18 protein-coding genes are annotated in these 20,369 nt (G+C 60.6%); 13 read left to right on the forward strand and 5 right to left on the reverse strand.

Going from position 1 to position 20,369, the window contains the following annotated elements:
* Window positions 1-2: 2 nt before the first annotated feature.
* A complete protein-coding gene (locus IFT47_RS14525; RefSeq protein WP_192171265.1) occupies window positions 3-743 on the reverse strand; it encodes a DUF2059 domain-containing protein in 741 nt (246 codons plus the stop codon).
* A 195-nt stretch (window positions 744-938) separates the two neighbouring features.
* Here IFT47_RS14525 and IFT47_RS14530 point away from each other — a divergent pair, with 195 nt between their 5' ends.
* Complete coding sequence (locus IFT47_RS14530; protein WP_065987352.1) at window positions 939-1,577, forward strand: 2OG-Fe(II) oxygenase; 639 nt, start codon at window positions 939-941, stop codon at window positions 1,575-1,577.
* 647 nt (window positions 1,578-2,224) lie between these two features.
* A complete protein-coding gene (locus IFT47_RS14535) occupies window positions 2,225-2,662 on the forward strand; it encodes a DUF4399 domain-containing protein (RefSeq protein ID WP_192171264.1) in 438 nt (145 codons plus the stop codon).
* 105 nt (window positions 2,663-2,767) lie between these two features.
* Here the strand turns inward: IFT47_RS14535 and serA are convergent, their stop codons facing one another.
* Entirely contained in the window at window positions 2,768-3,997 is a 1,230-nt protein-coding gene (serA, locus tag IFT47_RS14540; RefSeq protein WP_192171263.1) for a phosphoglycerate dehydrogenase, read from the reverse strand.
* Between the two features lie 170 nt (window positions 3,998-4,167).
* Between serA and IFT47_RS14545 the strand changes: the two genes are divergently transcribed.
* From IFT47_RS14545 to IFT47_RS14560, 4 genes are all read left to right on the forward strand, one after another.
* A complete protein-coding gene (locus tag IFT47_RS14545) occupies window positions 4,168-5,562 on the forward strand; it encodes an FAD-binding oxidoreductase (protein WP_192171480.1) in 1,395 nt (464 codons plus the stop codon).
* A 37-nt stretch (window positions 5,563-5,599) separates the two neighbouring features.
* Window positions 5,600-6,268, forward strand: a complete 669-nt coding sequence (locus IFT47_RS14550; RefSeq protein ID WP_065987348.1) for a fumarylacetoacetate hydrolase family protein — start codon at window positions 5,600-5,602, stop codon at window positions 6,266-6,268.
* Window positions 6,265-7,164, forward strand: a complete 900-nt coding sequence (locus tag IFT47_RS14555; protein WP_192171262.1) for an SdiA-regulated domain-containing protein — start codon at window positions 6,265-6,267, stop codon at window positions 7,162-7,164. Before IFT47_RS14550 ends, IFT47_RS14555 begins: the two co-directional genes overlap by 4 nt.
* Before the next feature lie 139 nt (window positions 7,165-7,303).
* The gene (locus tag IFT47_RS14560; protein ID WP_192171261.1) at window positions 7,304-8,215 is read left to right on the forward strand and encodes an SdiA-regulated domain-containing protein; all 912 of its coding nucleotides are present in this window, start codon (window positions 7,304-7,306) and stop codon (window positions 8,213-8,215) included.
* 814 nt (window positions 8,216-9,029) lie between these two features.
* Here the strand turns inward: IFT47_RS14560 and rpiA are convergent.
* The gene (gene rpiA / locus IFT47_RS14565) at window positions 9,030-9,701 is read right to left on the reverse strand and encodes a ribose-5-phosphate isomerase RpiA (protein ID WP_192171260.1); all 672 of its coding nucleotides are present in this window, start codon (window positions 9,699-9,701) and stop codon (window positions 9,030-9,032) included.
* A gap of 154 nt (window positions 9,702-9,855) precedes the next feature.
* On the opposite strand from rpiA, the gene ilvA reads away from it, so the two are divergent.
* Together ilvA and IFT47_RS14575 are read left to right on the forward strand one after the other, a co-directional pair.
* Complete coding sequence (gene ilvA, locus IFT47_RS14570) at window positions 9,856-11,370, forward strand: threonine ammonia-lyase, biosynthetic (protein ID WP_192171259.1); 1,515 nt, start codon at window positions 9,856-9,858, stop codon at window positions 11,368-11,370.
* Window positions 11,371-11,629: 259 nt separating this feature from the next.
* Window positions 11,630-12,058 carry a DUF2269 family protein gene (locus tag IFT47_RS14575; RefSeq protein WP_192171258.1) on the forward strand — a complete coding sequence of 143 codons (429 nt, stop codon included), beginning with the start codon at window positions 11,630-11,632 and terminating at the stop codon, window positions 12,056-12,058.
* An 81-nt stretch (window positions 12,059-12,139) separates the two neighbouring features.
* Here IFT47_RS14575 and IFT47_RS14580 read toward each other — a convergent pair whose 3' ends face one another.
* Window positions 12,140-12,796: a histidinol-phosphatase gene (locus IFT47_RS14580; protein WP_192171257.1), complete on the reverse strand. Its 657-nt coding sequence runs from the start codon at window positions 12,794-12,796 to the stop codon at window positions 12,140-12,142.
* Window positions 12,797-12,962: 166 nt separating this feature from the next.
* On the opposite strand from IFT47_RS14580, the gene IFT47_RS14585 reads away from it, so the two are divergent.
* Together IFT47_RS14585 and ptsP are read left to right on the forward strand one after the other, a co-directional pair.
* Window positions 12,963-13,442: an RNA pyrophosphohydrolase gene (locus tag IFT47_RS14585; protein ID WP_062379340.1), complete on the forward strand. Its 480-nt coding sequence runs from the start codon at window positions 12,963-12,965 to the stop codon at window positions 13,440-13,442.
* A 21-nt stretch (window positions 13,443-13,463) separates the two neighbouring features.
* Complete coding sequence (ptsP, locus tag IFT47_RS14590; protein WP_122533979.1) at window positions 13,464-15,743, forward strand: phosphoenolpyruvate--protein phosphotransferase; 2,280 nt, start codon at window positions 13,464-13,466, stop codon at window positions 15,741-15,743.
* Between the two features lie 133 nt (window positions 15,744-15,876).
* On the opposite strand, the gene IFT47_RS14595 is transcribed toward ptsP, so the two are convergent.
* Window positions 15,877-16,623, reverse strand: coding sequence for an NRDE family protein (locus tag IFT47_RS14595; RefSeq protein ID WP_192171256.1), 747 nt, complete (start codon window positions 16,621-16,623; stop codon window positions 15,877-15,879).
* A 266-nt stretch (window positions 16,624-16,889) separates the two neighbouring features.
* Between IFT47_RS14595 and lgt the strand changes: the two genes are divergently transcribed.
* From lgt to IFT47_RS14610, 3 genes are all read left to right on the forward strand, one after another.
* A complete protein-coding gene (gene lgt / locus IFT47_RS14600) occupies window positions 16,890-17,696 on the forward strand; it encodes a prolipoprotein diacylglyceryl transferase (protein WP_192171255.1) in 807 nt (268 codons plus the stop codon).
* Between the two features lie 73 nt (window positions 17,697-17,769).
* Window positions 17,770-18,603 carry a thymidylate synthase gene (locus IFT47_RS14605; RefSeq protein WP_074889717.1) on the forward strand — a complete coding sequence of 278 codons (834 nt, stop codon included), beginning with the start codon at window positions 17,770-17,772 and terminating at the stop codon, window positions 18,601-18,603.
* Window positions 18,604-18,786: 183 nt separating this feature from the next.
* Window positions 18,787-20,235, forward strand: a complete 1,449-nt coding sequence (locus IFT47_RS14610; RefSeq protein ID WP_192171254.1) for a catalase — start codon at window positions 18,787-18,789, stop codon at window positions 20,233-20,235.
* The last annotated feature ends 134 nt before the right edge of the window (window positions 20,236-20,369 follow it).

A 20,369-nucleotide genomic window follows, 5' to 3' on the forward strand; every position in this document is an offset into this window, starting at 1 on the left:
TGTTATTTGACAGTCTGCCCCACCGCCAATCCCGCGCGAACGGCGGCCAGCGCGGCGTTGTAATAGGCCTTGCCCTCGTTGGACTCGGCGAAGGTCGCGAACTCGTCCAGCTCGCCATCCGACAGGTCGCGGTACACGTAAAGCAGCGTGTTGTTCACGTCCTTGCCGATCTGCCCCATGAGCCGCTGACGCTGACTGTCGAGCATCGCCTGGGTCGTTCCGCCGCCCATCAGGCCCGGAATCATTGAACTCAGGCTGTCGGCGGCGACGCCCGCAATCGCCATGCTGACCTCGGCGCCGGCTTCCTTGGCGGGGAGCGCGTTGGCCAAGTGGCCGATGATCAGCAGGCGGTTGTCGTCGGCCTGGATGTGCGGCAGGCCTTGGGCGTTTTTGGCCAGTTGGTCCGGGCGCGTCGCGGTGAGCTCGGCGTTGACGATCTTACGGCCCAGGGGCGACTGGAAAAACTGCAGTGCAGGGTTAGGGTCTTGCAGCGTCTGGCGCAGCATTTGCTCCCCGCGCTGGTCCATCGCCTGGGGCGCGAAACGCTGATTGCTGTTGCTCACCAGGGCGTCGAACACGGCCGGCGGAAGGCTGTTGCGGTAACGCTGCTGAGCGGCTTTCAAGGCATCGACAAAATGAGCGCGTTGTTCCGGCCAGCCGGCGAGCGTGTACAGCTGATCGTGGCCGTCTGCCCAGGCGGGCAAAGTGCAGAACATCAACAGCAGGAAAAACAGACGGCGCATTAGAGACTCCTGTCGGCAGGCCGCCATTCTCGGTGGGGCAGCGGGGATTTGTCGAGTTAACACTTGCCAGACCCCGCTAAAAACCGTGGGTTCGATCAGTGGTCGGGCAAAACCGCCGGGCGTATTCAAACCCGCAAAAATATTCCTCATTCGCCGGACTGCAGGCCCTGTCGGATTAATCGGCGTATGGATACTATGCGCGCCATGCGCATATCCCCTGATCACCCGCTGCTGTTGCGAATCGTCGACGACCTGGCCGAGCGTGGCTGGTCGCAGCAGAACATCTTCCTGCCCGACACTCTGACCCGAGAGCTGGCGCTTGAATGCCGCACGCGTGCCGTTCAGGGCGAGCTCGCACCTGCTGCGGTGGGGCGCGGGCCGGCGCAGGAGGTTCGAGAGGGGATTCGCGGCGATCACATTCAGTGGCTGGAAGCGGGGCAGGCCGAACCGTGCGATCGCTATCTGGATCTGATGGAGAGCCTGCGTCAGGCGCTGAACCGAGGCCTGTTTCTGGGCCTTGAGGACTACGAAAGCCACTTCGCGCTCTATCCGCCAGGGGCCTTCTACCTCAAGCACGTGGACCGTTTTCGCGATGACGACAAACGCATGGTCTCGGCGGTCGTCTACCTCAATGACGGCTGGTTGCCAGAACACGGCGGCCAGTTGCGGATGTACCTCAAAGACGGTGTCGAGTATGACGTGCAACCCACCGGCGGCTGCCTGGTGGTGTTCCTTTCGGGCGACATGCCCCACGAAGTCATGCCCTCGACCCGCGAGCGACTGTCGCTGACCGGCTGGTTCAGGCGGCGCGGGAACGAGCCGTTTGAGCTGTAGCAAGCTCACCTCCACAAGTCCTGCAGCAGCCGGAGATTACAAGCCGACTCCGATCCCGTGGGAGCAAGCTTGCTCGCGAAGGCTTACTTTCCGTCTACAGAGAAAGTAGCTGAATGTGCTGGCCTATTCGTGAGCAAGCTCACTCCCACAAGTCCTGCGGTAGCCGGAGATTGCAAGCCGACCCGCGATCCCGTGGGAGCGAGCTTGCTCGCGAAGGCATAGGTTCATTCCCCAGAGAAAGCGGCTGAATGTGCTGGCTTATTCGTGAGCAAGCTCACTCCCACAAGTCCTGCGGTAGCCGGAGATTGCAAGCCGACCCGCGATCCCGTGGGAGCGAGCTTGCTCGCGAAGAGGCCCAGACATCCGCTACATATTGAGCGCCTGAAATGCCGCCTTCGTGAGCAAGCTCACTCCCACATGGACGGTGTTTGCTGCGCAACAGCGGCATGACGGCTCCTACAGGATTTGTGGTTTCTGCCCGACACCGCTCGGTCCAACATGAAATCTTCTACATCCAGCCACTCGGCGAAATACTTCGCGGCCAACCGCAGCTAAGGTAAAGGTCGTTCCTGAGCGGTTGTCTGTCGGGGTGAAGAGACTTCGACTCCCGAACCCGCCAGCCGCACATCGATAAAAACGGAGAGATCATGAAGACGTTATTCGCTAGAACTGCCCTTGCCGGACTGCTGCTGGGGGCTAGTGTCCTGGCCCAGGCCGCCGACATCCCTCGCACGGCATCGCCTGCAGGCGCCGAGGTTTACATTATCTCGCCGAAGGACGGCGCGACGGTCAATGGCGCCTTCAAGGTGCAGTTCGGCCTTAAGGGCATGGGCGTCGCCCCGGCCGGCGTTGACGTCCCGGACACCGGCCATCATCACCTGCTGATCGACGTCAAGGATCAGCCCGACATGACCGCGCCGCTGCCGACCACCGACAACATCCGCCACTTCGGCAAGGGCCAGACCGAAACCGAGCTGAACCTCACGCCGGGTCAGCACACCCTTCAATTGCTGGTCGGCGACAAGAACCACGTGCCGCTGAACCCGCCGGTCGAGTCGCAGAAGATCACCATTACGGTGAAATGACTCACCGCAGATGGGTCGTCTCACGTACAGCCCGCGTGATGCGTGATTTGCGCAAAAAAAAGGAGACCCTAAGGTCTCCTTTTTTATCATCTCGAAACCACCGCTTTAGAACAGAACGCGGCTACGAATGGTGCCTTTGATGTGCTGCAGTTTCTCTTGCGCCAGATCGGAGTACTCGGCGTCGACGTCGATCACCACGTAACCGACTTTCTCGTTGGTTTGCAGGAACTGACCCGAGATGTTGATGCCGTTTTCGGCGAAGACCTTGTTGATCTCCATCAGCACGCCCGGGATGTTCTCGTGGATGTGCAGCAGACGGTGCTTGCCAGGGTGAGCCGGCAGGGCGACTTCCGGGAAGTTGACGGAAGAAACCGACGTACCGTTGTCGCTGTACTTGACCAGCTTCTCTGCCACTTCCAGACCGATGTTGGCCTGGGCCTCAGCAGTCGAACCGCCGATGTGCGGGGTCAGGATCACGTTGTCCAGGCCGCGCAGCGGGCTTTCGAACACGTCGTCGTTGGAACGTGGCTCGACCGGGAACACGTCGATGGCCGCGCCGATCAGGTGCTGATCCTTGATCGCGTCAGCCAGGGCGTCGAGTTCGACCACCGTGCCACGCGCCGCGTTGATCAGGATGGCGCCCTTCTTCATCGTGCGAATTTCTTTCTCGCCGATCATCCACTGGGTTTCGTTGGTTTCCGGAACGTGCAGGGTCACGATGTCGGCCATGCCCAGCAGCTCGTTCAGGCTGGACACCTGAGTGGCGTTGCCCAGCGGCAGCTTGGTCAGGGTGTCGTAGAAATACACCTGCATGCCCAGGCCTTCAGCCAGGACCGACAGCTGAGTGCCGATCGAGCCGTAGCCGATGATGCCGAGCTTCTTGCCGCGAATTTCGAACGAGTTGGCCGCGCTCTTGATCCAGCCACCGCGGTGGCAGGAAGCGTTCTTCTCCGGGATACCGCGCAGCAGCAGGATGGCCTCGGCCAGCACCAGCTCCGCCACCGAACGGGTGTTGGAGTAGGGGGCATTGAACACAGCGATGCCGCGTTCGCGGGCTGCGTTCAGGTCAACCTGATTGGTACCGATGCAGAAGCAGCCGACCGCGACCAGTTTCTTGGCGCTGTCGAACAGTTCTTCAGTCAGTTGGGTGCGGGAACGAATACCGATGAAATGAGCGTCGGCAATCTTTTCCTTCAGTTCGGCTTCCGGCAGAGACTTGGTGTGGTACTCAATGCTGGTGTAACCGGCGGCCTTGAGGACGTCGACCGCGGACTGGTGGACGCCTTCGAGAAGAAGGAACTTGATCTTGCTCTTGTCGAGGGAAGTCTTGCTCATCTGCGTAAACCTGTGTCCCGGAGAGAAATGGCAGTAAGTGAAGCGCGCGCAAATCGGCCGAAAGCTCGATTGGCGGGGGGCGTATGCTAGCATATGCACCCCGCGAAACACCCCATTCCTGGACGTGAGCCGTTCTCAGGATGACCATGAATTGTTCGAGAGTTCTGTTGATGACCCATCCTGCGCTGATAGATGAGCTGAAGACCCTGGTTGAGCCCGGCAAGGTCCTGACCGACGCCGATTCCCTCGAAGCCTACGGCAAGGACTGGACCAAACATTTCGCCCCGGCGCCCACCGCCATCGTCTTTCCCAAGACCACCGAACAGGTGCAGGCCATCGTCCGCTGGGCCAACGAACGCAAGGTAGCGCTGGTGCCGTCGGGCGGCCGCACCGGATTGTCCGCCGCCGCCGTTGCCGCCAATGGTGAGGTGGTCGTCAACTTCGATTACATGAATCAGGTGCTCGAACTTAACCTGACGGATCGCACTGCCATCTGCCAGCCAGGCGTGGTCACCAAACAGCTGCAGAATCTCGCGGAAGAAAACGGCCTGTATTACCCGGTCGACTTCGCGTCGTCAGGCTCCAGCAATATCGGTGGCAACATCGGCACCAACGCCGGCGGGATCAAAGTGATCCGCTACGGCATGACCCGCAACTGGGTCGCGGGCCTCAAGGTGGTCACCGGCAAGGGCGACCTTCTCGAACTGAACAAAGACCTGATCAAAAACGCCACCGGCTACGACATGCGTCAGCTGTTCATTGGCGCCGAGGGCACACTGGGCTTTGTGGTGGAAGCCACCATGCGCCTGGACCGCGCGCCGAAAAACCTCACCGCGATGGTCCTCGGGACCACTGATTTCAACGCGATCATGCCGGTGCTGCACGCGTTCCAGAGCAAGCTCGACCTCACCGCATTCGAATTCTTCTCGGACAAGGCGCTGGCCAAGGTCATGGCGCGCGGCGACGTGCCGTCCCCGTTCGACACCGAATGCCCGTTCTACGCGCTGCTGGAATTCGAAGCGACCACCGAAGAAGTGGCCAACCACGCGCTGGAAACTTTCGAGCACTGTGTCGAGCAAGGCTGGGTGCTGGATGGCGTGATGAGCCAGAGCGAACAGCAACTGCAGAACCTGTGGAAACTGCGCGAATACATTTCTGAAACCATCTCCCACTTCACGCCGTACAAAAACGACATCTCGGTCACCGTTTCGAAGGTCCCGGCGTTTCTCGCTGAAGTGGACGCGATCGTTGGGCAGCATTACCCGGATTTCGAAATCGTCTGGTTCGGTCACATTGGCGACGGCAACCTGCACCTGAACATCCTCAAGCCGGAAAACCTGAGCAAGGACGAGTTCTTCGCCAAGTGCGCGACGGTGAACAAGTGGGTGTTCGAGATCGTCCAGAAGTACAACGGCTCGATCTCCGCGGAACACGGCGTCGGCATGACCAAGCGTGACTACCTGCACTACAGCCGGTCGCCGGTGGAAATCGAATACATGAAGGCCGTCAAGGCGGTGTTCGACCCGAACGGCATCATGAACCCCGGCAAAATTTTCGCGGTGTAAGCGGTTCCCCATTACAACAAGCATTTCAGGAGCGCTCATGAGCTATCAGCACAAGTACGTCGACGGCACCAAGGTTCACTTTCCGCTCGGTAAAGTCGTCTGCATCGGCCGCAATTACGCCGAGCACGCGAAGGAGCTGGACAACCCGGTCCCCACCGAGCCGCTGCTGTTCATCAAACCGGGCAGCTGCGTGGTCGGAATCGAGGGTGGCTTCAGCATTCCTCAGGACCGGGGTTCGGTGCACTACGAAGCCGAGATCGTCGTGCTGATCGGCAAGCCGCTGAGCAAGAACCCGAGTCGTGAAGAAGTCCTCGACGCGATTTCCGGCTTCGCCCCGGGCCTGGACCTGACGCTGCGCGACGTGCAGTCGAAGCTGAAAGAGAAAGGCCTGCCTTGGGAAATCGCCAAGTCCTTCGATGGCGCGGCCGTCATCGCGCCGTTCGTATCCGCTGACGCTTACCCCGATCTGACCGACATCGCCATCCGCCTGACCATCAACGGCGAAGTCCGCCAGGACGGCAACAGCAGCCACATGCTCAACCCGATCGTGCCGATGATCCAGCATATGGCCTCGCAGTTCTCGCTGCAGGCCGGTGACCTGATCATGACCGGCACGCCGGCCGGCGTAGGGCCGTTCACTGTTGGCGATGAGATCGTGCTGGAGCTGACCGGCCAGAGCCGCTTCGAAAGCGACGTACGCGGATGACACAGCGTAAAAGCCGTCTGCGTTTCCGTTGGTGGTGGTTGCTCGTTGCAGCGCTGGTGATTTTGGCCGGTCTGTCCCTGGCCTGGCACTGGGACGATCGCGGTTTGTTGTGGCTGCGCGAGCGCAACGTCACGCCGGCCGAGCGCGCAGCGGGCATCTGGCTGCCGGATTACAAGGTCGACATCGACGCCAAGCCGTTGGCCGGCATGGAAAAGGACGAGGCCTCAGACCTGTCTTACGACCCGTCGACCAAAACCCTGTATTCGGTGATGGGCAAAAACCCCTTTCTTTCCGAGATCACCCTGACCGGCGACGTCATTCGCAAGATCCCGCTTCAGGGGTGGGGCAACCCCGAGGGGGTTGCCGTTCTGGGCGACGGGCAGATTGCCATCGTTGATGAGCGTCAGCACCTGATGACCATCGTCCACGTCACGCCCGAAACCAAAACCCTGAACATCGCCGACTTCCCCAAGTACGATCTCGGTCCGTCGAAGGACCAGAACAAAGCCTTCGAAGGCATCGCCTGGGACCCGCAGGATCAGCAGTTCCTGTTTGGCGAAGAGCGTCCGCCGGCGCTGTACAGCTGGAAGGCCGATGGCAGCAGCGAGGTGAAGGGCGAGAAGCGCAAGCTGATCAATGACAACCTGATCGTGCGCAATCTGTCGTCCCTGTACGCGGACCAGAAGACCGGGCATTTGCTGGTGCTGTCCGCCGAGTCGCACATGCTGCTGGAGCTGGACGGCAAGGGAAATCAGGTCAGCTTCATGACCCTGCTGCACGGCTTCAATGGCCTGAGCGAGACCATCCCGCGCGCCGAAGGGGTGGCGATGGACGAAAACGGCACCATTTACATGGTCAGCGAGCCCAACCTGTTTTACACCTTCAAGCGGCAGTGACGCCGGGCCGGTATCGGCCTGATCGTCTGCCCGCTCGCGCTTGAGCTCTGAAAAGCCGAAACGAGAGGTCACATGGCTTTCAGTTTGGCTTCAGAATACGGTGCTATTAAAACCGCCCCACTGAAGTCGAGCCCCCTGCATGCGTCGTGTTTCCCCGTTCCAGAGCGTTGTGCTCACGTTACTTGTCCTGTTGCTACTGACCGCGTCGTTCTTCGTGGCGCGCGAGTACCGGGTCATCGAGCGGCTCTGGTTCAACTGGTACGTGTTCTGGCAATCCAGCGACGCCCAGGCGCTGGGGCTCGACGCGTACGACGTCGAGATTGAGGCGCGGGTCATCGACGGCCTGAAGGCTAACGTCTCGGCCCTCAGCTTCGATCCGCAGCGCAAAACCCTCTTCACCGTGACCAACAAAAACCCCGAGTTGGTCGAGTTGAGCCTGGAAGGGCGGATTCTCAGGCGAATTCCCCTGACCGGGTTCGGTGACGCCGAAGCGGTCGAGTACATCAGCCCCGGGATTTACGTCATCAGTGACGAGCACAGTCAGCGGCTGATCAAGGTTCACGTGGATGACGACACGACGTTCCTCGACGCGGCCGATGCCGAGCAGCTGACCCTGGGCATCGACGCCGGCGGCAACAACGGTTTTGAAGGCCTGGCCTACGATAATCAGGGCCGTCGGCTGTTCGTCGCCAAAGAGCGACGGCCGGTGCAGATTATTGAGGTGCGCGGCTTTCCTGACGCCGGAACCCATTCCCCAAACATCCTGGAAGTAACGTCCAGCAAGCAGCGGGATGCGGGCCTGTTCGTGCGCGACCTGTCCAGCCTGCAATTCGATGAGCGAAGCGGGCATCTGCTGGCGCTGTCGGATGAGTCGCGGCAGATTCTCGAACTGGACACCGAGGGCAAGCCGGTCGCCAACGTGTCACTGACCAAAGGCAGCATGGGCCTGAGCAAAAGCGTGCCCCAGGCCGAAGGCATCGCCATGGGGGACGACGGCACGTTGTACGTCGTGAGCGAGCCGAACCTGTTTTATGTATTCAAGAAGCGCTAATCCGGCGCTGGATGTGGTGAGGTCGGGAGAGCTGCGCATAACGGGTGTGAGCGACCGAGATCCCGAGCCCTCCGCTATCCCGTGGGAGCGAGCTTGCTCGCGAAGACTTACGTTCAGTCGCCAGAGGAATTCGCTGAATGCTCCGGCGCCTTCGTGAGCAAGGTGGATCGCCGCCCCGGTCACTCCCACAGGTGCGGCGACGTGACCGAGATCCCCAGCCCGCCGCTATCCCGTGAAAGCGAGCTTGCTTGCGAAGACTTACGTTCAGTCACCAGAGAAATTCGCTGAATGCCCCGGCGCCTTCGTGAGCAAGGTGGATCGCCACCCCGGTCACTCCCACAAGTCCGGTGGTGTGACCGAGATCTCGAGCCCTCCGCTATCCCGTGGGAGCGAGCTTGCTCGCGAAGACTTACGTTCAGTCACCAGAGAAATTCGCTGAATGCCCCGGCGCCTTCGTGAGCAAGCTCACTCCCACAGGTGCGGTGTCGTGACCGAGATCCCGAGTTCACCGCCCTCCCGTGGGAGCGAGCTTGCTCGCGAAGACTTACGTTCAGTCACAAGGGAAATTCGCTGAATGCCCCGGCGCCTTCGTGAGCAAGCTCACTCCCACAAGTCTGGTGGTGTGACCGAGATCCCGAGCCCACCGCTATCACGTGGGAGCGAGCTTGCTCGCGAAGACTTACGTTCAGTCGCCAGAGAAAATCGCTGAATGCTCCGGCGCCTTCGTGAGCAAGCTCACTCCCACAGGTGCGGCGGCGTGACCGAGATCCCGAGTTCACCGCTGTCCAGCAAAATCAACCTTGCCCCGCAACCATTAGCGCTTGAGGGTTTTCACGCCTTCCTGGGTACCCAGCAGCAGCAAATCCGCCGGGCGCGCGGCGAACAGGCCGTTGGTGACGACGCCGACGATGTTATTGATCTGCGCTTCCACTTCCGCCGGATTGGTGATGTTCATGTTGTGCACATCGAGGATGATGTTGCCGTTGTCCGTCAGCACGCCGTCGCGGTAAACCGGATCTCCGCCCAGCTTTACCAGTTCGCGGGCTACATGGCTGCGGGCCATCGGGATCACTTCGACCGGCAGAGGAAATGCGCCCAGCACCGGCACCAGCTTGCTGGCATCCGCGATACAGATGAAAGTTTTGGCCACGGCGGCCACGATCTTCTCGCGGGTCAGGGCTGCGCCGCCGCCTTTGATCAGGTTCAGGTGCTCGTCGCTTTCATCGGCGCCGTCGACGTAAAACTCCAGATCGCTGACCGTGTTCAGCTCATACACCGGAATCCCGTGACCCTTGAGGCGTGCGGCCGTTGCGTCGGAGCTGGCGACTGCGCCGTCGAACGCGCCTTTGTGCAGGGCCAGTGCGTCTATGAAGCAATTGGCGGTAGAGCCGGTGCCCACGCCCACGATGCTTTTGTCGTCGAGTTTCGGAAGGATGAAATCGACGGCGGCCTGGGCAACGGCCTGTTTGAGTTGATCCTGGGTCATGCGAGGTGGGCTCCGGTTACAGGGAATAGCGATAGGTCCGAGGGCCGGCAGTATAACGACATGCCGTCGTCAAAGCCTGAGTCTTGATGTGGTCGTGCGCCGGGGCGAGGGGTAGACTTCCGGGTCTTGCCCCTTCGCCAGCGATTCTTCCCCGATGCTCGAGCACTACGTCAAAAAAATCCTCAACTCCCGTGTCTACGACGTTGCCGTGGAAACCCCGCTGCACGCCGCCCGCCAGCTGTCTCAACGCCTGGGCAACAACGTGCTGCTCAAGCGCGAAGACCTGCAGCCGGTGTACTCCTTCAAGATTCGCGGCGCCTACAACAAGCTGGCGCAGTTGAGTCCGGAAGAACTGGCGCGGGGCGTGGTGACGGCGTCGGCGGGTAATCACGCCCAAGGCCTGGCGCTGGCGGCGAAGACGCTGAACGTGTCGGCGACCATCGTGATGCCGAAGACCACCCCGGAGATCAAGGTCGAGGGCGTGCGCTCCCGGGGCGGAAAAGTCGTACTCCATGGCGACTCCTTTCCCGAAGCGCTGGCGTATTCGCTGAAGCTGGTCGAGGAACACGGCTACGTCTATGTCCACCCGTATGACGACCCTGACACCATTGCCGGGCAAGGCACGGTGGCGATGGAAATCCTGCGTCAGCATCAGGGCCCGCTGGACGCGATCTTCGTCCCGGTGGGTGGCGGCGGGTTGATTGCCGGTATCGCGGCGTACGTGAAATACCTGCGCCCGGAGATCAAGGTGATTGGCGTCGAGCCCGATGACTCCAATTGCCTGCAACAGGCCATGGCCTACGGCGAGCGCGTGGTGCTTCAGCAAGTCGGGCTGTTTGCCGATGGAGTGGCGGTGGCGCAGATCGGGCAGTACACCTTCGAGATCTGCAAGGATTACGTCGACGAAGTCATCACCGTCAGCACCGATGAAATCTGCGCGGCAATCAAGGACATCTACGACGATACCCGCTCGATCACCGAGCCCTCCGGCGCGCTGGGCGTGGCCGGGATCAAGAAGTACACCGAGCAGTACGAAGTCACCGGGCAGACCTTCGTCGCCATCGATTCCGGCGCCAACGTCAACTTCGACCGCCTGCGCCATGTGGCCGAGCGCGCTGAGCTGGGCGAAGGCCGCGAAGCAATCATTGCCGTGACCATTCCGGAACAGCCGGGCAGCTTCAAGGCGTTCTGCGAGGCGATTGGCAAGCGGCAGATCACCGAATTCAACTACCGCTACCACACCGACCGAGAGGCGCACATCTTCGTCGGCGTGCAGACCCACCCCGACACCGATCCGCGCAAAGCCCTGATCGCGAGCCTGACGGAACAGGGTTTCCCGGTGCTCGACCTGACCGACAACGAACTGGCCAAACTGCACCTGCGGCACATGGTCGGCGGGCATTCGGAGCGGGTCAGCGATGAAGTGGTACTGCGCTTTGAATTCCCCGAGCGGCCGGGTGCGCTATTCAACTTTCTGAACAAGCTGGGCGGGAAATGGAATATTTCGATGTTCCACTACCGCAATCACGGCGCGGCGGATGGCCGAGTGGTGGCGGGGTTGGTGGTGCCGGAGGATGAACGGCATCTGGTGCCCGGGGCGTTGGCGGAGATTGGGTATCCGTACTGGGATGAGACCAAGAACCCGGCGTACAAGCTGTTTTTGGGGTGAGCCAAATAATGCTGACACCGCAGAGTGCCTGCCGGTCACCGCAATAGTGTGGGGCGAGCTTGCTCGCGAATAGGCCATATCAGGCGCTAAATCTCCGGCGGCTGAAATGACCTCTTCGTGAGCAAGCTCACTCCCACAGGTTTTGTGTTGGCTGAGAGACCTTCATGAGCAAGGTGGAGCGCCACCTCGCTCACTCCCACAAGTTTTGCTTTTGCCGCTGCTACGCTTCAAATACCGCTAGACACAGGGAACAAACGCAATGGAACACTTCGCTGCACTGAAAATCCTGCACGTCGTCAGCACGGTGCTGCTGTTTATCTGCGCGCTGGGGTTGATCGTGTGGATCGTGCGCGGCCGTCGGGCCGGCGATGCGACGGTGCAGAACCGCGCCATGCAACGACCATGGGTATTTGCCTGGGTGCTGATGGGCGTGTGTTTACTGACCCTGCCAATCAGCGGCTGGTGGCTTGTCCACTACGCCGGCTGGCCGCTGGGACAGACCTGGCTGCTGGCGGCGAGTGCGCTGTATCTCTTCGGCGCCTTGAGCTGGGCCTGGCTGGCGGTGCGAGTCAATCGCCTGCGCCGGCCAATCATCGTGGGTAATTCCCGCTTCACCCTGGCGCTGGCCATCTTCAGCGTCGTCTGCTTCGTGGCGATTGCCGGTCTCATGGGCGCCAAACCGGTCTAAACCTCAGTCATCCAAATTGACGCTACCGCAGGTGTTCCTGCCGATAAAGACCGGTGGGAGCGAGCTTGCTCGCGAAGGCTTTCAATCGCGCAGTGAAATCACCGGCCAGCCGCGACGGGTGGCGTCGGCGCGCAGCTTTTCATCAGGATCGACTACGACCGGATTAGCCACCTGCTCCAGCAATGGCAAATCGTTCATCGAATCGCTGTAGAACCAGCTGTCATCGAGATTGAACCCATTCTCTCCGATCCAGCGATTCAGGCGGGTCACTTTGCCCTCGCGGAAGCACGGCACGTCAGTGGTGCGCCCGGTGTAGCGGCCGTCGACGATCTCGCATTCGGTCGCCAGCAAGGTGTCGATGCCCAGTCGGGCCACGATCGGCGCGGTGACGAAACGGTTGGTCGCCGTGATCACCACCAGCTTGTCGCCGGCTTCGCGGTGTTTGGCGATGAGGGCCATGGCTTTCGGCAGGATCAAGGGCTCGATGCAGTCGCGCATGAATTCCCGGTGCCATTCGTCGAGCTGCGCCATTTCAGTGCGGCCCAGAATCTCCAGACTGAAATTCAGGTAGTCGGTCAGGTTCAGGGTGCCGGCCAGATAGTCCTGATAGAACGCATCGTTGCGTGCCTTGTAGGCAGCGCCGTCCAGGATGCCGCGCTCGCACAGGTAATCGCCCCAGGCGTGATCGCTGTCGCCGCCGAGAAGGGTGTTGTCGAGGTCGAACAGGGCCAGGCGCATGGGCTTTACTCGCTGAATTATCAGAAAAAAGAGCATAAGAATACGAGGTTTGCCCGAGAGATCGCATCTATTAATGCAGTTGTCACGATAAGCTGTCCCAGCCTCGTTGCTGCCTTCACGATCTTTGTGGAACAATGCGGCGACATGCGTTTGCGAGGTTGTAGCCGTGATCGACCCCGATGGTTTTCGCCCTAATGTCGGGATAATTCTGACAAATGATGCTGGCCAGGTCTTATGGGCTCGGCGCATCAATCAAGACGCCTGGCAGTTTCCGCAGGGGGGTATCAACCCTCAGGAGACCCCGGAAGACGCGCTTTACCGTGAATTGAATGAAGAAGTCGGGCTGGAACGGCATGATGTTGAAATTCTTGCCTGCACCCGGGGTTGGTTGCGCTATCGTCTGCCGCAACGATTGGTCCGTACCCACAGCCAGCCGCTGTGCATCGGCCAGAAGCAAAAATGGTTTCTCCTGCGCCTGATCTCCAACGAGCAGCGGGTGCGGATGGATTTGACCGGCAAACCGGAGTTCGATGGCTGGCGTTGGGTCAGTTATTGGTACCCGTTGGGCCAGGTGGTGACATTCAAGCGCGAGGTATATCGCCGCGCACTCAAAGAGCTTGCCCCGCGCCTGTTGGCGCGCGACTGACACGGAGTTCGACCCCGAGCCATGCTCAATACGCTGCGCAAGATCGTCCAGGAAGTTAACTCCGCCAAGGATCTCAAGGCGGCGTTGGGCATTATTGTGTTACGCGTCAAAGAGGCCATGAGCAGCCAGGTCTGCTCGGTCTATTTGCTCGATCCTGAAGCGAACCGCTTCGTGCTGATGGCCACCGAAGGCCTGAATAAGCGCTCGATCGGCAAGGTGAGCATGGCCCCGAACGAGGGCCTCGTGGGTCTGGTCGGTACGCGTGAGGAACCGCTGAACCTCGAAAATGCTGCCGATCACCCTCGCTATCGTTACTTTGCTGAAACCGGCGAAGAGCGTTATGCGTCGTTCCTCGGCGCGCCGATCATCCACCACCGCCGGGTTGTGGGCGTTCTGGTCATCCAGCAAAAGGAGCGCCGCCAGTTCGACGAGGGCGAAGAAGCCTTCCTCGTGACGATGAGCGCGCAACTTGCAGGCGTCATCGCCCACGCGGAAGCCACCGGTTCCATCCGCGGGCTGGGCCGGCAGGGCAAGGGCATTCAGGAAGCCCGATTCGTCGGTGTGCCGGGTTCGCCGGGCGCTGCGGTCGGTACTGCGCTGGTCATGTTGCCGCCGGCTGACCTCGAAGTCGTCCCGGACAAAACCGTCTCTGATATCACCGCTGAACTCAAACTGTTCCAGACTGCGCTTGAAGGTGTACGCAACGACATGCGTACCCTTTCGGCGAAGTTGGCGACGCAATTGCGCCCAGAAGAGCGCGCGTTGTTCGATGTGTACCTGATGATGCTCGACGATGCGTCGCTGGGCAGTGAAGTCACCAACGTCATCAAGACCGGCCAGTGGGCTCAGGGCGCCTTGCGCTCGGTGGTCAACGAGCACGTCAAACGCTTCGAGCTGATGGACGACGCTTATCTGCGTGAGCGCGCATCGGACGTCAAAGACCTCGGTCGCCGCCTGCTCGCCTACCTTCAGGAAGCGCGCCAACAAACCCTGGTCTACCCCGACAACACCATTCTGGTCAGCGAAGAGCTGTCGCCCGCTATGCTCGGCGAGGTGCCGGAAGGCAAGTTGGTGGGTCTGATTTCGGTACTCGGCTCGGGTAACTCCCACGTCGCGATTCTGGCCCGGGCCATGGGCATTCCCACGGTCATGGGCGTGGTGGACCTGCCGTACTCGAAAGTCGACGGCATCCAGCTGATCGTCGACGGCTATCACGGCGAGGTCTTCACCAACCCGTCCGAGATCCTGATCAAGCAGTACTCCGTAGTCGTCGAAGAGGAGCGTCAGCTTTCTCAAGGCCTCGACGCGCTGCGTGAATTGCCCTGCGTGACCCTCGACGGCCACCGCATGCCGCTGTGGGTTAACACCGGTCTACTGGCAGACGTGGCCCGCGCGCAACAGCGAGGCGCGGAAGGCGTCGGTCTGTACCGCACCGAAGTGCCGTTCATGATTCAGCAGCGGTTCCCGAGCGAGAAGGAACAGCTCGCCATCTACCGTGAGCAACTGGCGGCTTTCCATCCGCTACCGGTGACGATGCGAACGCTGGACATCGGCGGTGACAAGTCGCTGTCGTATTTTCCGATCAAGGAAGACAACCCGTTCCTCGGCTGGCGTGGCATTCGCGTGACGCTGGATCACCCGGAAATCTTCCTGGTGCAGACCCGCGCCATGCTCAAGGCCAGCGAAGGCCTGAACAATCTGCGGATTCTGCTGCCGATGATTTCCGGCACCCATGAAACCGAAGAGGCGCTGCACCTGATCCACCGGGCGTGGGGCGAAGTCCGCGATGAAGGCACCGACGTCCCGATGCCGCCGGTGGGCGTGATGATCGAAGTGCCGGCGGCGGTCTATCAGACCCGAGAGCTGGCGCGTCAGGTGGATTTCCTGTCTGTCGGTTCCAACGACCTGACCCAGTATCTGCTGGCGGTCGACCGTAACAACCCGCGGGTGGCGGATTTGTACGACTATCTGCACCCGGCTGTGCTCCAGGCCTTGCAGAGCGTGGTGCGCGATGCCCATGCCGAAGGCAAGCCGGTGAGCATCTGCGGCGAAATGGCCGGTGATCCTGCGGCGGCGGTGCTGCTGATGGCGATGGGCTTCGACAGCCTGTCGATGAACGCCACCAACCTGCCGAAAGTGAAGTGGATGCTGCGTCAGATCAACCTGAGCATGGCCAAGGACCTGCTGGCCCAGCTGATGAAGAACGACAACCCGCAAGTGATCAGCAGCTCGTTGCAGCTGGCGCTGAGAAATCTGGGCCTGTCGCGGATGATCAATCCGGGGTCTGTGAAGGGGCATTGACGGCTGGCGCTGCGCTGCTTTTAGTGGGACCGGCTTTAGCCGGAAAGAGGCCGGCTTGAACACCCTAGGATGTTGGGCGTGACACAAGACGCTTTCCCGGCTAAAGCCGGTCCTGCTAAAACCTTGATGCAGGCTAAACCTGCAGGTCCACCTCACCCAATCTCCCGCCATACGGCCCGAAGCTGCGCTCGATCAGGCGCCGGCTGCCATCCGCATTGACCAGTAACACCGTGCTCGCCCGCGTGCCGTAATTGGGGCTGGCAATGAACACGCTCGACAATAACTTTTCCGTCGCAAGGCCTACGCCGGTGCTCGGCAGTTCAGCCTCTGGCGCAGGCGCGTGATCGGTGAGAAAGCCAAACAGCGCTTCAGGATCTGGATTCTCCAAATGTTCAGACAGCGCCGCTTTGGCTTTCACCAGTTTCGGCCACGGCGTATCGATCCCTGCGTTGGACACCCCGTAAACGCCCGCTTCCAGACGGCGGGGTATCGGATCGTTCCCGTTGAGAAAATGCAACTGCTGACGATCACCCACCAGCAGGTTGAACCCACCGTACTCAGACGACCGCGTCGCGATCTCACTCAAATACTCATCCATGAAGACATCGCTGGTCAAAAAACGAGCAACCAAGTCGCCCCGCGAACGGCGGCCAGGCGGTTTGCCCGGCTCGCGGATATTGGTGAGCGCCGCAAAACGTCCGTCAGCATTGATGCCCAGCCATGTCCCGCCCGCTTCAAGATCGCGCCCGGCGTAGACCTGCGGCGCGTCTTCCCACTGCGCCAGCGGCAGAGTAGGGCGGGCGTAGAACTCGTCACGATTGGCCGCCAGAATCAGCGGCTGAGCGTGAGATGGCCGCCAGGCGAAGACGATAAGGCACATGGATGACTCCTTTTTGCGCCACTTTACCCACCCCGCACGCCGACATCCATCGCACGCTGCTAGAGCGGATCGGCGCGGTCCGGTAACATGCCGCACTGTTTTTGAGAGATGTCCGCGCAAGTCATGGCGGCTTCGTCAGCGTGCGGGTTCTCCGTCATGGCGGCTCTTGCACCAGATTTCATCATTATTGGGTGGCACTACCTGCTACCGCCGCCGCATAGTTCTGCTTCGTCGCTCAATGAGCGCTTCTATTTCAAGGAGTCGCAATGCTGCCTTACCCGCAGATTGACCCGGTAGCCGTGGCCATCGGTCCGCTGCAAATTCACTGGTACGGCCTGATGTACCTGGTCGGTATTGGCAGTGCCTGGTACCTGGCATCTCGTCGTTTGAATCGCTTTGACCCGACGTGGACCAAAGAAAAGCTCTCGGACATGATTTTCTGGGTCGCCATGGGCGTCATCGTCGGTGGCCGTCTCGGCTACGTCCTGTTTTACGATCTGCCCAACTACATCGCCAACCCGCTGCTGATTTTTGAAGTTTGGAAGGGCGGCATGGCGTTCCACGGCGGTTTTATCGGCGTGATGATCGCGACATACTGGTTCGGCAAGCGCAACGGCAAGTCATTCTTCCAGCTCATGGACTTCATCGCCCCTATGGTGCCGATTGGTCTGGGTGCCGGGCGCATCGGCAACTTCATCAACGCCGAGCTGTGGGGCAAGCCGACTGATCTGCCCTGGGCCATGGTGTTCCCCACCGACCCTGCGCAACTGCCACGCCACCCGTCACAGCTCTACCAGTTCGCCCTGGAAGGCGTGGCTTTGTTCGTCATTCTTTATTTCTACTCCCGCAAGCCGCGTCCGACCATGGCCGTTTCCGGCATGTTCGCGCTGTTCTACGGCATCTTCCGCTTCGTAGTGGAGTTCGTCCGCGTGCCGGACGCCCAGCTGGGTTATCTGGCCTGGGGCTGGGTCACCATGGGGCAGATCCTCAGCCTGCCAATGATCATCGGCGGCCTGGTGCTGATCTGGCTTGCCTACCATCGCGCGCCCGCTGCCAACAACGCTACGGCTTGACGCGCCGGGTACATTTGCTGAACGCCGGGCCCGAAGGGTTCGGCGGATTCACCGAAACAGAGGGCCTCTGGTCATGAAGCAATACCTTGAACTGCTGCAGGACGTCATCAACAACGGAACCCGCAAGGGCGACCGCACCGGGACCGGCACCACTGCCGTGTTCGGTCGGCAGATTCGCCACAACCTGGCCGATGGCTTCCCGCTGCTGACCACCAAAAAGCTGCACTTCAAGAGCATCGCCAACGAGCTGATCTGGATGCTCAGCGGCAACACCAACACCAAATGGCTCAACGAAAACGGCGTGACCATCTGGGACGAGTGGGCCACTGAAGACGGCGACCTTGGCCCGGTATACGGCGCGCAGTGGACTGGCTGGCCGACCAAGGATGGCGGCAAGATCAACCAGATCGACTACATGGTCGACTGCCTGAAGAACAACCCGAACAGCCGCCGCATCCTGTTCCATGGCTGGAATACCGAATACCTGCCAGACGAGAAGCTGTCGCCGCAGGAGAACGTCAAGGCCGGGCGCCAGGCGCTTGCCGTGTGCCATTTGCTGTACCAGGCCTTCGTGGCCGACGGCAAGCTGTCGATGCAGCTCTACATTCGCAGCTCCGATGTCTTCCTCGGACTGCCCTACAACATCGCTGCGCTGGCGCTGCTGACCCACATGCTGGCTCAGCAATGCGACCTGATCCCCCACGAGATCATCGTCAGCCTGGGCGACACCCACGCTTACTCCAACCACGAAGAGCAGATCGCGACGCAGCTGACCCGCACGCCTCGACAGCTGCCGCAGCTGAACATCAAGCGTCGTCCGGAGAGCATCTACGACTATCGCTTCGAAGACTTCGAGATCGTGGGTTATGACGCGGATCCGAGCATCAAGGCGCCTGTAGCGGTGTGATCCCGCTGCGCTCATGAGCGGAGGCTATTGATCAATCGGCAATCGATTGAAAAGCTCTATCCGCCCAGTGCGCAGTGACAATGAGCTTAAACGCGTCGATTTTCCTATCGTTCTCCCCATCGGACAGACACAGGGCGGCCTCAATAGAGGTCGCCCGCCAGTATCCTTGGTGGAGAAACACGCATGAGCAACAAACTGACGACCGCTTTCGGCGCCCCTGTAGTCGATAACCAGAATATCCAGACCGCCGGCCCCCATGGCCCTGCGCTGCTGCAGGATGTCTGGTTCCTCGAAAAGCTCGCCCATTTTGATCGTGAAGTCATCCCCGAGCGCCGTATGCACGCCAAGGGTTCCGGCGCGTTTGGCACCTTCACCGTCACCCACGACATCACTCGCTACACCCGTGCAAAAATCTTCTCTGAGATCGGCAAGTCCACTGAAATGTTCGCCCGTTTCTCCACCGTTGCCGGTGAGCGTGGTGCAGCCGATGCCGAGCGCGACATTCGCGGTTTCGCGTTCAAGTTCTATACCGAGGAAGGCAACTGGGACATGGTCGGCAACAACACGCCGGTGTTCTTCCTGCGCGACCCGATGAAGTTTCCCGACCTGAATCACGCTGTCAAACGCGACCCACGCACCGGCATGCGCAGTGCCGAGAACAACTGGGATTTCTGGACTCAACTGCCGGAAGCGCTGCACCAGGTGACTGTCGTGATGAGCGAGCGCGGCATTCCCCGCAGCTACCGCGAGATGCACGGTTTCGGCAGCCACACCTACAGTTTCCTCAACGCACAGCACGAGCGGTTCTGGGTGAAATTTCACTTCGTCTCGCAACAAGGCATCGCCAACCTGACCGACGCAGAAGCGCAGGAACTGGTCGGCCGTGACCGTGAGTCCCATCACCGCGATCTGTACGAAAACATCGAGCAGGGCAACTTCCCGCGCTGGAAGCTGTTCGTGCAGATCATGCCGGAGAAGGAGGCAGGCTCGTACCCTATCAACCCGTTCGACCTGACCAAGGTCTGGCCGAAGGGTGACTACCCGCTGATCGAAGTGGGCGTGGTCGAGCTGAACCGTAACCCGGAGAACAACTTCGCTGACGTCGAGCAGGCGGCATTCGCGCCTTCCAACGTGGTGCCCGGCATCAGCTTCTCGCCGGACAAAATGCTGCAGGGTCGGCTGTTTTCCTACGGCGATGCCCAGCGCTACCGCTTGAGCGTCAACCACCATCAGATCCCGGTGAACTCGCCACGGGCGGCGCTGCACGTGAACAGCTACCACCGCGACGGCTTGATGCGCATTGACGGTAATCGTGGCGGCATGACTTCTTATGAGCCCAACACCAAGGGCGCGTTTCAGGAACAGCCGGATTTCAGAGAGCCGCCGTTGTCCATCGAAGGCGCAGCCGCTCACTGGAACCACCGCGTGGATGGCGACTACTACTCGCAGCCAGGCAACCTGTTCCGTCTGATGAACGCACGGGAGAAACAGTCGTTGTTCGACAATACCGCCCGCTCGCTGCGTGGCGTGTCGGCACCTATCATCCAGCTGCACATCGAGCATTGCTCGATGGCTGATCCCGAGTACGGGATTGGGGTCGCGGCTGCGGTTGAGCGTATTCACAACGCTTGATCCCTGTAGGGCCGGCTTTAGCCGGGAAAGCGTCGGATGCCACACCGCGAAAGTGATGTTGCCCCCAATGGCCTCTTCCCGGCTAAAGCCGGTCCCACTAAAGCATTCGCGTGCATTCAATGGGACTGGCTGAA

The organism is Pseudomonas sp. CFBP 13711 (genome assembly GCF_014842265.1).
Lineage (GTDB): Bacteria > Pseudomonadota > Gammaproteobacteria > Pseudomonadales > Pseudomonadaceae > Aquipseudomonas.